The sequence below is a fragment of the Enteractinococcus helveticum genome (assembly GCF_020742345.1).
Classification (GTDB): domain Bacteria; phylum Actinomycetota; class Actinomycetes; order Actinomycetales; family Micrococcaceae; genus Yaniella; species Yaniella helvetica_A.
In genome coordinates, this window is record NZ_DYXC01000146.1 from 25227 (window position 1) to 40788 (window position 15562).

Consider the following 15562-nt stretch of genomic DNA (forward strand, 5'->3'; position numbering starts at 1 on the left):
CGTACTCTGGCGCTAAGCTGTACTGACGTCGGCTTAAGGCGCCTGTAGCACTAACCATGGTACCCGTACTTCTGCCGAGGTCGGTGCTCCGTGGTGGCCAACCATGTGAAAACTATGTGGCGCCGCTCGCCTACCGTCGTATAAGGCTACTGGCTCGAAGCCAGCAACCAAAATGTCGCCGATCCGCTGTTCAACCCGCGGTGAGACATTGCCGAACCAACCGCTTTCAATCGCCTGTTGTCGAGTTACAACCCAGGCTTGATCGCCGAAGCGGCGAAGCCATGCCTCCATTGTCGTTCGTCTTTGCTCATCGGTTGCTGCTGCGTCAAAGTGCAACTGGACCATACGTGGCTCACCTGCGGTGTGAGCAACATGCTCAATAAGTTCTTCATGCTGAGAAAAATCGATCCGATGTTCTGGTCTCACCTCGATCATGCCGTGATCTCCGGTGACTGCCAGCAATGCGCTGGTCGGTAGTTTTCGGATTAAGCGGCCAGCCTGCGAATCAATTTCTTCTAAAACTTCCAACCAGGTCGTAGAACCCGGACCGTGTTGGTGACCTGCTTTATCGAGTTCATTCACGTAAAGATAGATCAGGTTCCCCGGCTGCTGGACCGCTTCAGCTGCCCGCATAAAACGTTCACCAAGGTCGTCTGCTGCGACAAAACGAGGTCCCTTTAACGAGGCTCTGGTCAGCGCCGAATCTTCAAAGGCCGACAACGAGATCGTCACGGGGCAAATGTCGTGAACGCCCGCTTGTCGTTGTTTGTTGAGTTGCTGAAAAACCGTTGGAGCTGATTGCCAAGTTTCCGGATCGGTCCGTTCGTCCCAGCCGCCAAGTTGATTAATCACTACTTGCCGGTCAGGGTCATAGACGTCGTAACCTACCAGTCCGTGTTGGCCGGGCGACAATGCTGTACCCAATGAGGACAGCGCCGTTGCAGTCGTGGAAGGATAGACCGATGACATTTCGGTTTCGGCCACCGTTTGGTATTTCATCACCCGACGGAAATATGGGGCGTGGGCTGCATAGTGTTCAAGCTGTTCCAACCCGAGACCATCAACCAGCAGCAAAATCGCCGACGATGCTTGCGGTAACGCCAATTGGTTGTGTGATGGTGCACCAAGGCTTGCGGCAAGCGAAGGTACCACGTGTGTGAGGTTTCGCTGGGAGCTATAGCCTGCAGGGGTCAGTGCATTCATGAGGCGTTATCAAGGATCGCGTCTCGAAGGTTACGGCCAAATACCAGAGCTTTATTGACGGCTTCTTGGCCATCGGCTTTCCCAGCAATGCGCAACACGAGATCTTCTGAGATGCGTGTTCCTAAATAGCCGTGGTCTGCTTCGCAGTTAGGATCATCACACAAATTAGGTACGAATTCCATGCGCGCACCTCCGGCCCAGCTGAGCACCAGGGTGACTTCCGAAGGTGGATCGCCGGGCTGATAATTTTGCGGATTATCATAGCCGGTAGTTACAACACAGGAACGGACTTTAGACAGCGGGATAATTTCGGTAGCTACCGAAGCCTTGGCCGGGCCCATTTCCATTTCATCTTCGAGATCGTTGAGGTGCAGGGCTGCCAGCAGACTACCTTGAGCCAGCACCAAAACCGTGATGTGTCGGTGCAGGTCATCATAGCTGAAGTGGGTTTCGACGTGTACATAGTGACTCAGAATCTCCCGGTCACCAAGTTGTTGGCCCATTACATCGGCCACGAGCTGCGGGTAGAAACCAGCACGTTGAATGTCGAGTGCCAAATCAGTTGGCAATACGGGATAAGGCATCTTAATGTGTTTTTGTCCTTTGCACGATTAATTATTCAGCAGCGCACGGCGTGCCGAGTCGGTACGTATTGCAGCATTTGCAATATAGATTTCTGCTTTCAATACGGTGGTGGCTTCCGAAGCAGCAAGCAGCGGATTGAATTTTATGCGGGCAACCTGGGGAAGATCATCTTTGAGCTGTGACACGCGTGCCAGGAGGTCTTTGATCCCCTCAACGTCGACCGCTGGGATATCACCGTAACCAAATAGTTTAGCCGAAGCACGGGGTGTTCGGATAAGTCGTTCTAGGTCCTGGTCAGACAGCGGCGGCACTACGTGCACCCAGTCATCAAGTAGCTCAACTGCATCACCTGAGATGCCAAAGGAGATCACCGGTCCAACCAGCGGGTCCTCTACGGCAGCAACGATACATCCTTGTCCTGCTGGTGCCATTGCTTGCACCTCAATTGATGGGGAACCATACGGGGCAAGTACCTCACGCATGGACTCAATATTGGCTCGCAAACCGTCTGAGGTTTCGATATTGAGTCGCACACCACCAAGATCTAACCGGTGGCGCAAAATGGTGTTATCAGCTTTCAGTGCTACCGGATACCCGAATTCCTCAGCGTATTCCAGGGCTTCATCGGTGGTTTGGAAACGACGCGACGGCAATACACTAATACCGTAACACTCCAGCAGTTCATCGGTCTGGGCTCGGGTCAATTTCACCAGTTCGGTGCCGGTGGCATCCTGGGTCCACTCATTGACCAGTTCTTCTGCTTTATACCGATCAATGTCTTCATATTCGATCGCAATGCCACGCTCAGCTTCACGCCATGCACGGTATTGGACCAACTCGGACAGCACGTGTACAGCCTGTTCTGCCGAGGCATAAATGGGCAGACCAAATTGTTTGGGTTTCACGCGCTCGGCGTCGTCACCCTCATCGACCGGACCTTGGCGGAGTTGGCCATTGCTGATTACCGATGTTGGTCGGAAATTCTTTTCCAGCACTGAGGTAAACGACGCCATGATGGTCACATCAGTATCCCCAGCAACCTCGTTGATCGCATGAGCAACTCTGGTCGCGTCCCCTTCCAGCTGGTACATACCCGATTGCACCAACACGATGATCGCGTCAGTTTGTCCAGATTGAACCACCGTGTCAACAGCCTGCGTCACGGCTTGGATGGTTTCTTCAACGGGATGTTCGGCATCAAGCATCCGAACGTCTTGAACGCCGACAATCTCCAAACCTGCGGTGCGTGCGTTCTCCACGGCCAAACGGTTCAAGGCCGGTGCATTGCCGATCACTGTCAATCGTGGCCCAGCGGGTACCGGTTGACAGGCCAGCACCTGCAAAATATCCATCATGGCGGTGTAGCTATCGGTTTCAATTGCCCCGGCTTGGCGCAACATGGATGGTACTGTGCCGCGCGGAGCCTCGGTAGTCCGGGTGGCGTGTCCCGGTGGGATTCGTCGACCCATCCCGTGGGAGCGTGACACCACGACGGGTTTCTTACGCGCTAATCGTCGTACGATGCGCGAGAATTTGCGTGGATTACCAAAGGATTCTAAATACAGCCCCACCGCACTCGTACTGCGGTCGTCCTCTAAGTACTGCATGGCGTCGTTACCTGAGACATCTGCACGGTTGCCAGCATTAATCATCGATGAAATTCCGATGCCACGCTGGGATGCGGCGGTAAATAGCATCGCTCCGATGGGAGCTGACTGAGAGAATAATCCGATGGACCCGTGCTGCGGTAGCGCCGGTGATACCGAAGCATTAAGGCTGATTTGTGGATCCGTATTGATGATCCCGGCCGAGGCTGGACCAATAACACGCATACCGTGAGCACGGGCCACACGAACCAATCGGCGTTGTTCGGCGAGTCCTTCTTCCCCATCAAAACCATCGGTGACAATCAACAAGCCTTTGACTCCGTGTGCTGCGCAGTCTTGCACCACCGATCGGATCTGGTCATATGGGACCGCGATAACCGCCAAATCAATGTGCTGGGGCACCTCTGCCAGAGAGCTCCGCGAGATCATACCGGCAACTTCAAAGGCATCTTTATTAATCCCGTACACGGGTCCGCTATACCCGCCTTCGATAATGTTCTCAATCAGAGCAAAACCAATCGAGCCCCACTGTCGGGAGGCACCGATGACCGCAATAGATTCAGGTCGCAGTAGTTCGGCTACGGATTGAGCTTCAGCACGATGCTCACGAGCTTCCATAACAGCACGGACTCTAGCGGTGGGGTCAACGGGGAATTCGACAACGACTACGCCGTCCTCAAAGGATCGTTTAATATCGAAACCGGCAGCTTGAAAGACGGTGAGCATCTTGCGGTTTTCTGGCAGTACTTCGGCCACAAACGAGCGGATACCGTTTTCTCGAGCAGCTGCGGCCAGGTGTTCTATAAGAATTGACCCCAGACCCCGGCCCTGGTGGACATCGGCTATATTGAAGGCCACTTCGGCTTCAGTTGATTCACTGAGCCGGTCATAACGTCCGATCCCCAAGAGTTCATCACCAAGTAGGATCACAAATGCGACGCGGTCCACGTAATCAACTACGGTGAAACGCTCGAGTTCTTTGGCTGAAAGCTGGGACTTATACGTAAAGTAGCGAAAGTAGATAGAATCTTGGGATTGACCCTCGTGCATTTTTTGTAATGCCTCGGCGTCATCTGGGGAAACCGGTCGCAATCGGGCTGTAGCGCCATCACGCAGCAGCACATCAGCTTCCCAGTGGGCCGGATAGGGGCGTTTGGTTATCTGCTCAGCCATATAATTATCTTAAGCCACAATCAGGACGTGGTATCCACGTGACGGGAAAGGTCAGATGTCAAAACGTTCAAAATCTAAGACTTCGGGGAATTCGAGTACCGCAGTGGTACCAACCGAAGACCAGAACATTATCGACATTGATGTTGCTTCCGAAATGGAGCACTCCTTTTTGGAGTATGCCTATTCGGTGATCTACTCGCGTGCCCTTCCTGATGCACGTGACGGGTTGAAACCCGTGCAACGCCGCATTCTGTACATGATGAACCAGATGGGTCTGACCCCGGATAAGGGCCACGTCAAATCTGCTCGCGTGGTCGGCGAAGTGATGGGTAAGCTCCACCCCCACGGTGACTCGGCCATTTACGATGCGATGGTTCGTCTAGCCCAGGATTTCAACCTACGCTTGCCGTTGGTCGATGGTCACGGCAACTTTGGTTCCCTTGACGACGGTCCGGCAGCCGCCCGGTATACCGAGGCTCGCATGTCGCAGGCCGCGGTGGCTATGACGGCGGATCTGACCGAAGATACGGTGGATTTTGAGCCCAATTATGACAACCAAATGCAACAACCTAGCGTATTGCCCGCGGCTTTTCCGAACCTGTTAGTCAATGGTGCGGCAGGTATTGCAGTTGGTATGGCCACCAATATGGCACCCCACAACCTAGGTGAGGTTATTGCTGCGGCCCGGCATTTACTGAAGTATCCAGAGGCCGATACCAAGGCCCTGATGAAATTTGTACCCGGCCCGGATCTGCCCTCAGGAGCACGCATCGTAGGGCTGGATGGCATCAAGGAAGCCTATGAAACCGGGCGTGGTCGGTTTACGATGCGCGCGACCGTAAACGTTGAACAGGTTTCTGCTCGGCGCACTGGATTAGTCGTTACTGAGCTGCCCTATGGAGTCGGTCCCGAGCGCATCATTGATCGACTCAAAATCGCCGTGAATGCGAAAAAAGTGGTGGGCATCGCTGACGTCGTAGACTTGACCGATCGCCACAACGGGATGCAACTCGTCATTGAACTTAAGGCCGGGTTTAATCCTCAGGCGGTGCTGGCTCAGCTGTACAAGCACACCCCGCTTGAAGAAAACTTCGGGATCAATAATGTAGCCCTGGTTGATGGTCAACCCCAGACACTTGGGTTGAAAGATCTCTTGAGCGTCTATGTCGATCACCGTCTCACGGTGGTACGCCGTCGTACCGCGCACCGCCTTGGCAAACGCAAAGACCGTTTACACCTGGTTGAGGGCTTGTTACTGGCCCTGGTGGATATTGATGAAGTCATTGAGATTATCCGCACGTCAGATGATGCCGCAGCTGCGCGCCAGCGGCTCATGATGGTCTTTGATCTCACCGAGATCCAGGCCAATCACATTTTGGAACTGCGTTTACGACAGCTTACGAAGTTCTCGCGTATCGATTTAGAAACTGAGCGTGATGATCTGCTGGCAGCCATTGAGGCGTTGGAAAAGATTCTGGGTTCGGATGCCGTATTGCGCGAAACGGTTTCGAATGAACTGGCCGAAATAGCCGAAAAATTTAATGATCCCCGCCGTACCAAACTGGTGAAGTCCGAAGAGCTGGCGCCCGCTGTGACTGCGTCGTCATCAAAGGCTGATCGTGCAGCGGCCGCATCCGCGCTCTTGGTGCCAGATGATCCCTGCTGGGTAGTGCTCTCGGCATCGGGTCGCTTGCTTCGCACCAAAGATCAAACACCGCTGACGGGCCAGGGTCGCCGTCGTCGACATGATGTGTATACCTCTGTGGTAGCTACGACTGCACGCGGCGAGGTCGGTGCCCTGACGGACACTGGACGGATTATTCGGCTCAACGTCGTGGAGATTCCTGCGCTCCAAGAGGCCACGGGGACTCCTGCGATGACCGATGGGGTCAAAATTCGTGACTTCATTACGGTGCAGCGCGGGGAAAAGATCATTGCGATCGTGCCGTTGAATCGGGTGTTGGCGCTGGGGACCCGCAATGGTGTCGTCAAGCGGGTGCGTGCTGATGATTGGCCATTGAACCAAGATGAGTTTGAAGCCATTACGCTCAAAGATGGTGACACCGTGGTTGGTGCTGCTGCAGCGCCCGAGGATAACGACCAGTTGGTATTTGTTACCGAATCAGGTCAACTGCTGCGCTTTGCGGCCGAGCTAGTGCGTCCGCAGGGGCGTTCTGGTGGCGGAATTGCCGGGATAAAACTGGTAGACAACGATCAGGTGTTGTCCTTCAATGTGGCTCCTGCGCTGGAACTCGACGAGTCCGTGGTCGTGACCGTCACCAAGACCGATGATGGCATGTTGGAAGCTTCCCCGACAGCCAAGGTGACGACACTGGAAGAGTTTGCAGCTAAGGGCCGCAATACCCAGGGGGTGCGCGCTCACCGGTTCTTACGCGGCGAGATTGCATTAGAACTGGCATGGGCAGGACCGCACCCGCTGGCTTCGACCACCGGCGGGGTGGCACGAGCTTTGCCGCAGGAGCACTCCGAACGCGATGCCTCGGGTATCATGTTGGATTCGGCCATCGGGGTGATCGGCCGGGGTACTTCGCCGGTGTTACCATCCCAGGACGTTGATCAGGACTAGCCGCACGGTGTGACTGCCCTGGCTGCCCTAGTGCAGTTGGAGGGAGTCGGCCATCGAAGCGAAACGTTGGTCGTGGGTGACCATGATGACGATTTTGTTGGCCAGCGCAGTTTGCAGGTCGGCGATCAGTGCAGCGGCCTCATCGACTCCCAGGTGGGCGGTGGGCTCATCAAGCAACACGACCTGGGCGTCAGCTAGAAGTGCCCGGGCTACGGCTACACGTTGACGTTGGCCGCCAGAAATGAAATGCCCTGACGGTCCCAGACGGGTGTCGAGGCCTTCTGGTGAACTTGCTAACCAGTCGGTGAGTCCCACGGTGTCAAGCACCGCCAAGAGCTCTTCGTCGGTGGGTCGCTGGGCTGGATCTCTGGCCAGGGCGAGATTCGAGCGCAACGTGGAATCAAATAGGTAGGCTTCCTGAGGGCACCAGGCCACATGTTGAAGCGCTTCGGCAGGATTACTGGTTGCGGCAGTCAACCGGTACGTACCATCCAGCGGTTGTAAGAATCCGAGCAAAACAGCCAGCAGTGTTGATTTTCCGGACCCCGACGGACCGGTGACCACCACGAAATCCCCCTTGGACGCCGTCAAGGATAAACCATCCAATACGACCGGGGCATCTGGTCGATATCCCACCGTGATGTCGTCAAGGTGCAGCGTGTCAATTCCGGTATCCGTGACGTCTTCGACTTCAACCCAATCGGCACCCGGCGTGGTGTTTCCTTGTAATAAAGGCAAGAGTTTGGACAATTGATGGTTCAGGAGACGAGATTCTCGGGCAGCCTGACTAAATAATCCGAAGGGTTCGGCCAGAGCAAGCATCAGCATCACAACCAGGGCGGTATTCGGTGCAGAAATACCATTGCTGATGGCAACCCACATGGTTTGAATCGCAGCCCAGGCCGAGATCATGGTGGCCAGTCCCTCCCCGAGCCCAGCAGCCAAGCTACTGCGTTTTAGGGGCGCGGATGTACGGGCATCGGCTGCTGCGAAGCGGTCGGCGGCGCGGGTGGCCATCCCGTTGCCTGCGGTGTCAGCTGCTGAGCCGAATAACCGGGAGACGGCAGAAACCAACCAGGTACGGTGATCCGCCAGCTGGGTGGTGGTTTTTGCGTCCACGAAGTGTACGACAATCGGGACCACGCAAAACGCGAGAATTCCGGACACGAGGGCTGGCCACCACGATCCGGGAGCCATATAGGCAACAATGCCGGTGCTCACCAACCAGGTTATGATGGCCGCTGGGATCGGCACAATAACACGGGGAACGGCGTCCCGGAGCTGATCAACATCAGAAATCAGCACCGATAAGGCACCCCCGGAGCGGGTGAGTCGATTCCACTGACCGGCTTGACTGCCCAGGACATCCCAGACTTTCAGTCTGATGCGATTGGCCCAGCTCAACACTGCATCATGGACGGCGAGTCGTTCGGCATATCGGAACACTGCTCGTCCAATGCCGAAGAACCGTACTGCGACGATGACGGCCAACAGGTATAAGATGGGTGGCTCGTAGGAGGCTTGGACGATGAGCCACCCCGATAGGGCCGATAATAGTGCGGCCGATAATAGTGCGGCCACGGCCCATCCGATGCCACTGATGAATTTGCCTTCATTCAGCGGCAGAAAACAAAACCAGTCGATCAAGCTGACCGAGGGCTGCGGCGCGACATCCACAACGGTGGGTTTGCTCTCAACTTTTTCGGCGGGAGTTTCGTCACCGCCGATTTCGAACTGCGCACCCACCACGGTGTTGCCAACCAGTTGATGGGCATCGTGATGGATCAGTTCATCGTGCGAGGACACCAGCAGGATGATCGGCAGGTGGGAACCATCCGGTAAGGTTCCAGCAGCCAGTCCGCGCAGCACAGTACGGATTCTGGCGGCCGAATGAGCGTCGAGGTGCGCGGTGGGCTCATCCAGTATTACCAGCCATGCGCCTTGTGACTCGGCCTGGGCTCTCGCTACGAGCAGTCGGACCAGCACGCGTGCAAAACCGAGGCGACGTCGCTCCCCTGGTGATAACTCGTCAATTCGGCGGGCTTGGTATCCTGCCAGTCCGGCCGACTCCAGGCCCAACCTCATCGCAGTTTCATGTTCCGCTGCTGGTTGGATGGCTTGGGCGGCCAGTAGGAGTTCATCGTGCACGGTGTCGCTGACAAACGTGGGATGCTGGCTCAAATAGGCCAGGGGGCGATCAGTCAACCCTACGGTTTGACCGTCAAAGGTCGCTTCTGCATCGGTCAAAAGGCCAGCCAGGGCTTTGAGCACCGTGGACTTGCCGGTGCCTGAAGCGTCGCCAAAGACCGTGTACTGGCCACGCGTCAGGCGCAGGTTGAAATCCCGGACCACCGGCTCTAGTATTTCAACCGCATAGCGTGGTACCGATGCCGTGTCCTCGACGTCGTCACTGTCGGCTTTATCCTGTTTGGTTTGAGCGTATTGCTGCGGTGTCAGATATTCGGGACCCGTGTAGGTTGGGTCCTCGATTCGACGCAACGCCTTATAAGCAATGGTAATGTCACGCAATTCGACGGCGTCGTCGTGGCGGTTTTTCGTGTCCAGCAGCTGTCGCATCGTTTGGGGCACCGGCTGGTTGATTTGTGCTTTGGCCCGCTTGAGCGCGTCCACGCCGTCCTCAGAGGAGTGATAGGCCGAACCGATATCCCGAAATGGCAGATACACTTCTGCGGCCAGCGTCAGGACCATGATGCCGGCGTAGAGCTCCATGGAACCATTGACCAGGCGCACACCAATAAAGACAGCAATAATAGCCACCGATAACGTAGAAATCAGCTCGAGCGCCAGCCCCGACATGAACGCAGCTTTCAGCGTGTTCATTGTGGTGCGCTGATAGCTATTCGACACGTCTGCCAGCGCTTTGCGTTGCATTCCGGCCCGGCGCAGTCCCACCAGCACAGGCAGACCGCGTGCTAATTCCAGCAGGTGTTGGGAAAGTTTGTGCAAACCAGAGGCCGCCTCATCAACGCGGTGTTCGGTGAAACGACCAATCAGGATCATGAATAAGGGAATCAGTGGGATGGTCAACACGAGGATAACGGCGCTGACCCAGTCGTGCACCAGGATCCAAATGCCCAAGCCGAAGGGGATGATTGCTGCCGAAACCAGTGCGGGTAGGAAGTCTGTGTAGTAGTCGTCCAGCCCATCGAGGCCTTTGGAAGCCAGGATGGTGTCTTCACCAGCCCGATCGGCGTGAGCGCCTGCTGCGGCCAGACGGTGCCGGACGAGTTGTTCACGCAGGTGTTCTTTTTCACCCAGTGCCCCACGTGTGGCCAGCACCTGTTGGCCCCATTGGGCCAGTCCGCGTAGTAAGGCTCCACTGAAGCCGAACGCCAGAGTGGTTAGAAAATGGCTGCTGGTGGTGTATTCCACTAGGGAATCGATGAGTCCCGGTGAGGTGCGCGGTGAGTTGAACAGCAGCTGCAACAGCTGTGCGGCATCGGATGCGGGCAGTGAGGCAGCCAGGTGGCTGATACCGCGGGCCAGGGCCACGGCGATGAGGATCCACCCGGTGAGTTTGACCGCGGCGAGGACGCCGAGCCCCATGAAGGCTCGACGTCCTGTGCGTGAGGTAGGCAGTTCTGGGATCAGACCGGCGTCACCACTGCGGATTCAGGGATGTGCTGTTCGCCAAGGCGTTTGCGAAACGTCCAGTAACTCCAGACGGAATAGGCCAGCACGATCGGTAAGAAGATCGCGGTGACAATCGCCATGATGGTCAGAGTGTAATCCGACGAGGACGAAGACGTCACCGTGAGATTGTAGGCCGCATCGATCGTAGACGGCAGGACGTTGGGAAACAGTGAGGTAAAGATCGCTCCAACACCCAGGACTACGAAGATCGCCATGCCGATAAAGGTGAGGCCTTCTTTGCGCTGGCGAGAGGCAAACCAGGAGATGATCATCCCGATTACCGCCAGCACGACCATGCTTACTGAGGCGATCTTGGGATAACGCAACACCACACCGATGACCCAAATCGCAGCCGGCGCCAGGTAGATCGGCAGGTAGCGGCGCAGATGATAGTTGCCGGCTTCGCGAGGCGCGCCCAAGGTCTTCAGCGACAGGAATGCCCAGCCCATGGCCAATGAGATGCCGACCACAGACAGCCCACCGATGACAGCCCAGCCATTCAACCATGAAAATGGTCCGCCGATTCGGTCGCCGTATTCATTCAGTGGTAACCCAGTTGAGGTCAGCGCCAGCATCGCGCCAATGGCGAAGGCTGCAAAAAAGGAGCCTCCGGCCATGCACCAGTCCCAAATATTACGGGCACGTTGGCTATGGGATTTGCCGCGATATTCGATAGAGACAGCGCGTAAGATCAGCGCCAGCAGTGCAATGGTCAACGGAATGTAAAGCCCGGCAAACATTGAGGCATACCAATGCGGGAATGCCGCAAATGTCGCTCCGGCTGCGGTAATGAGCCACACCTCGTTGCCGTCCCACACCGGGCCGATCGTATTGAGAAGTACGCGGCGCTGAGATTCGTTTTTCGCCCAGCCTTTCAGCAGCATGCCCACGCCCAGATCGAAACCATCCAGCACCAGATATCCGGTCCACAGCACTGCGATCAGAATGAACCACAACGTTGGAAGAAATTCCATGAGAATGTATTACCTTTCTATTATTGTTGTGGCCCGCATCAGTATGCGAAGGACAACACGTCGGACGATGGTTTATCGCCGTCATCGTCATGGTGTTCATCGGCCAACAGTTCCGGCATAGCCGCCGGGTGACCACCCCGGGTATAACGGACTAACAGCACAATTTCGACCACGAGCAACAGCGCATAGATGAGCGTCAGAGCAATCAGCGAGAACAAGATCTCCTCACCACTGACTCCGGGAGACACTGCCGCCGCAGTAAATTGCCACACCTGGTCAACACCGTTGAGATTAGGCGCCACGGTAAATGGTTGACGGCCCATCTCAGTGAAGATCCAACCGGTCGAGTTGGCGGCAAATGGCGCTAGAATCGAAAGCCAGGCCATATTCATCAGCGTCTTGTCGTGCGGTACGGTGCCCTTTCGACCAATGAACAGGCCGATGGCTGCTGCCAGTGCGGCGATTCCACCAAAGGTGATCATCAAACGGAAGCCCCAGTAGGTGACTTCCATGATCGGCAGGTATTCGATCTCTGCCCCGGCGCGTTCACCGTAGCGTGGATCGTCGGGCAGGTGAGTGCCGTAGGCTTCTTCATACTTCGGGATCAGGGTGTTAACGCCTTCAACCGGAGTAGTGAAATCGTTGTGGGCAAGGAAGGACAACAGCCCCGGGATTTCAAATACCCCGACAACGTCGTCACAGGTCGTTGCACCGCCGCTGTCGCCGCTAGCAACTGACAACACGGAGAATCCAGTGCCATCGTGACAGGCGGCTTCGGCTGAGGCCATTTTCAGTGGCTGTTGTTCGATCATCATCTGAGCCTGGGCGTGCCCGGTAAAGGCAGTACCTAAAAAGGCCACAATGGCTATCCAACCGCCCCAGCGAAATGATGAACGCCAGCCACGGTAGTCTGCTTCGTCCCGGGCTTTAGAACCCGATGAGCCCACGACGACGTAGCCCTGTTCATCAACCGTATCGATGCCGTCTTTGCGGCGCTTCCATAGGTGATACCAGGCGATGCCTAATAGCATCGATCCGGCAACTGCCAGCGCCCCAAAAATGGTGTGCGGGAAATGGAGCAGCAAGGTCGAGTTGGTCATCACAGCCCAGAAATCCACCATTTCGGCGCGCCCGTCAACGAGTTCAATGCCAACGGGATGTTGCATGAATGCGTTGGCGGCCAGAATAAAGTACGCAGAGATCACAGACCCCAGTACGGCCAGCCATAGGGCCGCCAAGTGGACTCGGGGGTTTACACGTCCCCAGCCAAAGACCCAAATACCGATGAAGACCGATTCTAAAAAGAAGGCAAGGAGTGCTTCCAAGGCCAACGGCGCACCAAAGACATCGCCGACAAACCGAGAGTACTCACTCCAAGCCATACCGAATTGAAATTCTTGGACCAGACCGGTGGCAACACCCATGATGAAGTTAATCATGAAGATTTTGCCCCAGAACTTGGTCATCCGCAGGTAATGTTCTTTACCTGTTCGATGCCAGGCGGTTTGCATTGCGACTAGGACGATGCCCAGGCCAATGGTCAACGGCACCATCAAGAAGTGGTAGACCGTTGTGATCCCGAACTGCCACCGAGCTACCTCAAGAGGATCCATCAGGGTCCCTCCCCCACCAGCACAACTTACTGGTGATCGAAACGTAGGAAAGTACACTTGCACTACGCCACTTGTACATTTTAGTTCGTTGGGCGCAGATACACCGGCTGCTTTCAGCCAATCCACACTCATCATAACCACATTTCTACACATTGTAGAAATCATGCTTCTACATGACGTAGAAAATTTTGGCACAACCCCGCTACAATGTAATGACGAACTCACCACGGACGCTTCATTCGGCCGGTCATCACGGAGACCAGCTGCGTTGGTGACGAAGATAGAAGGGATCTCATTGGGCGAACTTGAACAAGCAATTATGGATTTGCTGTGGGATGCAGCCGAGCCGATGACCGCAAACCAGGTGCGCGAACTACTGGCTCAACGCCATGAAAGTGGCCCGGCGATCACCACGGTACTCACAGTGCTTGGACGGTTGCACAAAAAAGGTTTTGTCGTCAAAGATGATGCCCGCCGACCTCACGAATTCTCCGCCGCAACCTCTCGCGAAGAACACACCGTACAGTTATTGAATAACGTGCTGGGTTCGGCCGTGGACAAACATGCCGTGTTGGCACGATTTATTGGTGGCATCAACCCGTCGGATGCACAAAAAGTCCAGCAGCTACTCAGCTCGCGCGACCAGTAAATACCATTCGACGGGAGATCTGTTCTGACACCGTACGGGCTTGCAGTCCTAGCAATCTTATTGGCCTGGCCTGCGCCACTGTGGCTACAACAAGCCAAGTGGCCCTCTCGCGCACCAGGTGCAGCACTGATCCTCTGGCAAGCCATCGGCATCAGCGGTGGCCTGTCCTTAGTCACAGCACCCCTGACCTGGGGGCTGCAGCCCTTTGGAGCGGGCATTATTAGTGCAGGTTCCGAGCTATGGCGCGTCTTCCAAGCCAAAGGGTTCGAAGGCCTGGCCTACGATCCACGATGGCATCCATTAAGCTTTGCCGCCATTACGCTGGGGTTCATCATCTTTGGACACCTCGCCCTTGTGCTGGTGCACACCGCATATCGAACCTTTACTCAACGCAAGAAGCATCGTGAATTCGTCGAACTGTTATCAGCCTCTTTGCAGGAACATGACCGTGAGTTGCTCGACGGTTCACACTCGGCTCAAACCACCCGTGTGCTCCCGGTGGATCATCCTCTGGCGTATTGCCTGCCAGGGTCTAATCAACCTCTAACGATTGTTTCTCAGGGGTTGCTGGATACACTGTCAACGCCACAGCTCAAAGCAGTCCTGTCACACGAAGCCGCCCACCTGACACAACGCCACGATCTGCTGCGTCTGGCGTTTCAGGCCTGGCACAAGGCTGCACCATGGCTCCCAGTCACTAGTGTTGCCGTGAACGAAGTTACCGAGCTCACCGAAATTTTGGCCGATGATGCGGCTCTGATGCAACATCGGCAAACAGACCTCACCACTGCCCTGGTTCATACAATTAATACGACCGAAACTTTCACAGCCGAAGCCCTCCCATCTAAGGCAATAGATGACACCCCGACATCTCGACGGCTGCTGCGTCTGTTAGATCCCGAAGACGCGTTGAGTTCAGGTAAGGTTGGCCTGGTCGTATTTCTCGCGATCTTAGTGATCACGGTGCCGGCATTCTTCAGTTTGGTGTAACCCAAACATTGGGTCCACTGCAGGAGAAACTATGCTGCAAGGTGATGAGACCTCACGGGAATCGCGCGGGGTTAAAAACCGCGCTAAGCTGAGAAGTTATGACAAGTCAAGAGACTGAAACTCGAGCACCAGTTTCGATGCAAGTACACAGAAATGGACAGTCCAACGTGAGTTCTAATGCGGTTTCAATTCACCACAACGCGGCTTTACTCTCTGTGGTCGAAGTGACCGCTCCGTTAGAAGTCACATCGGATATGCTCGACGAACGACTCGCGGCCGTGCTCAAACGCCTCCGCCTTCCAAAACGGCTTTTAGAACGTGTCGCAGGGGTCACGGCCCGTCGAATGTGGGAAGGTCCGGAAGACTACGTCCACGGGGCAGCCCAAGCCGGGGTCAAAGCCCTGGCCGAGGCCGGAGTCTCTCCTGACGCTGTCGGGCTGCTCATCAACACCTCGGTGACTCGCACCCAGCTTGAACCCGCTGTCTCGGTACAAATCCACAACACGATGGGCCTGGCGCCATGGGCT

Annotated in this window: 9 protein-coding genes and 1 pseudogene; 4 read left to right on the plus strand and 6 right to left on the minus strand. The window is 55.7% G+C overall.

The features are described from left to right. Positions 1-33: 33 nt before the first annotated feature. Genes K8V32_RS12835 through K8V32_RS12845 form a run of 3 tightly spaced genes read right to left on the minus strand, consistent with a single transcriptional unit; the run spans position 34 to position 4568 of the window. Positions 34-1203, minus strand: coding sequence for an alkaline phosphatase family protein (locus tag K8V32_RS12835; protein ID WP_303908190.1), 1170 nt, complete (start codon positions 1201-1203; stop codon positions 34-36). Beyond that, on the minus strand, positions 1200-1787 hold the full coding sequence (locus K8V32_RS12840; protein ID WP_303908193.1) for a DUF5998 family protein: 588 nt from the start codon (positions 1785-1787) through the stop codon (positions 1200-1202). Before K8V32_RS12840 ends, K8V32_RS12835 begins: the two co-directional genes overlap by 4 nt. A 27-nt stretch (positions 1788-1814) precedes the next feature. Further along, positions 1815-4568 (minus strand): bifunctional acetate--CoA ligase family protein/GNAT family N-acetyltransferase, encoded by a 2754-nt coding sequence (locus K8V32_RS12845; RefSeq protein ID WP_303908196.1) that lies wholly within the window; start codon positions 4566-4568, stop codon positions 1815-1817. A 55-nt stretch (positions 4569-4623) separates the two neighbouring features. On the opposite strand from K8V32_RS12845, the gene K8V32_RS12850 reads away from it, so the two are divergent. Next, positions 4624-7155 carry a DNA gyrase/topoisomerase IV subunit A gene (locus K8V32_RS12850; protein WP_303908198.1) on the plus strand — a complete coding sequence of 844 codons (2532 nt, stop codon included), beginning with the start codon at positions 4624-4626 and terminating at the stop codon, positions 7153-7155. A 27-nt stretch (positions 7156-7182) separates the two neighbouring features. Here the strand turns inward: K8V32_RS12850 and cydC are convergent, their stop codons facing one another. From cydC to K8V32_RS12865, 3 genes are read right to left on the minus strand one after another with little or no spacing between them, the layout of a single operon-like run. Continuing rightward, the gene (gene cydC / locus K8V32_RS12855; protein ID WP_303908200.1) at positions 7183-10722 is read right to left on the minus strand and encodes a thiol reductant ABC exporter subunit CydC; all 3540 of its coding nucleotides are present in this window, start codon (positions 10720-10722) and stop codon (positions 7183-7185) included. 41 nt (positions 10723-10763) lie between these two features. After that, a complete protein-coding gene (cydB, locus tag K8V32_RS12860; protein WP_303908204.1) occupies positions 10764-11783 on the minus strand; it encodes a cytochrome d ubiquinol oxidase subunit II in 1020 nt (339 codons plus the stop codon). Positions 11784-11821: 38 nt separating this feature from the next. After that, the gene (locus K8V32_RS12865) at positions 11822-13396 is read right to left on the minus strand and encodes a cytochrome ubiquinol oxidase subunit I (protein WP_303908207.1); all 1575 of its coding nucleotides are present in this window, start codon (positions 13394-13396) and stop codon (positions 11822-11824) included. A 271-nt stretch (positions 13397-13667) separates the two neighbouring features. Here K8V32_RS12865 and K8V32_RS12870 point away from each other — a divergent pair, with 271 nt between their 5' ends. The 3 genes and pseudogenes from K8V32_RS12870 to K8V32_RS12880 form a co-directional block, all read left to right on the plus strand. After that, the gene (locus K8V32_RS12870; protein WP_303908210.1) at positions 13668-14045 is read left to right on the plus strand and encodes a BlaI/MecI/CopY family transcriptional regulator; all 378 of its coding nucleotides are present in this window, start codon (positions 13668-13670) and stop codon (positions 14043-14045) included. A 60-nt stretch (positions 14046-14105) separates the two neighbouring features. Further along, positions 14106-15035 (plus strand): M56 family metallopeptidase, encoded by a 930-nt coding sequence (locus K8V32_RS12875; protein ID WP_303908213.1) that lies wholly within the window; start codon positions 14106-14108, stop codon positions 15033-15035. A gap of 167 nt (positions 15036-15202) precedes the next feature. Further along, positions 15203-15562, plus strand: a pseudogene (locus tag K8V32_RS12880) (3-oxoacyl-ACP synthase III); the annotation flags it as partial.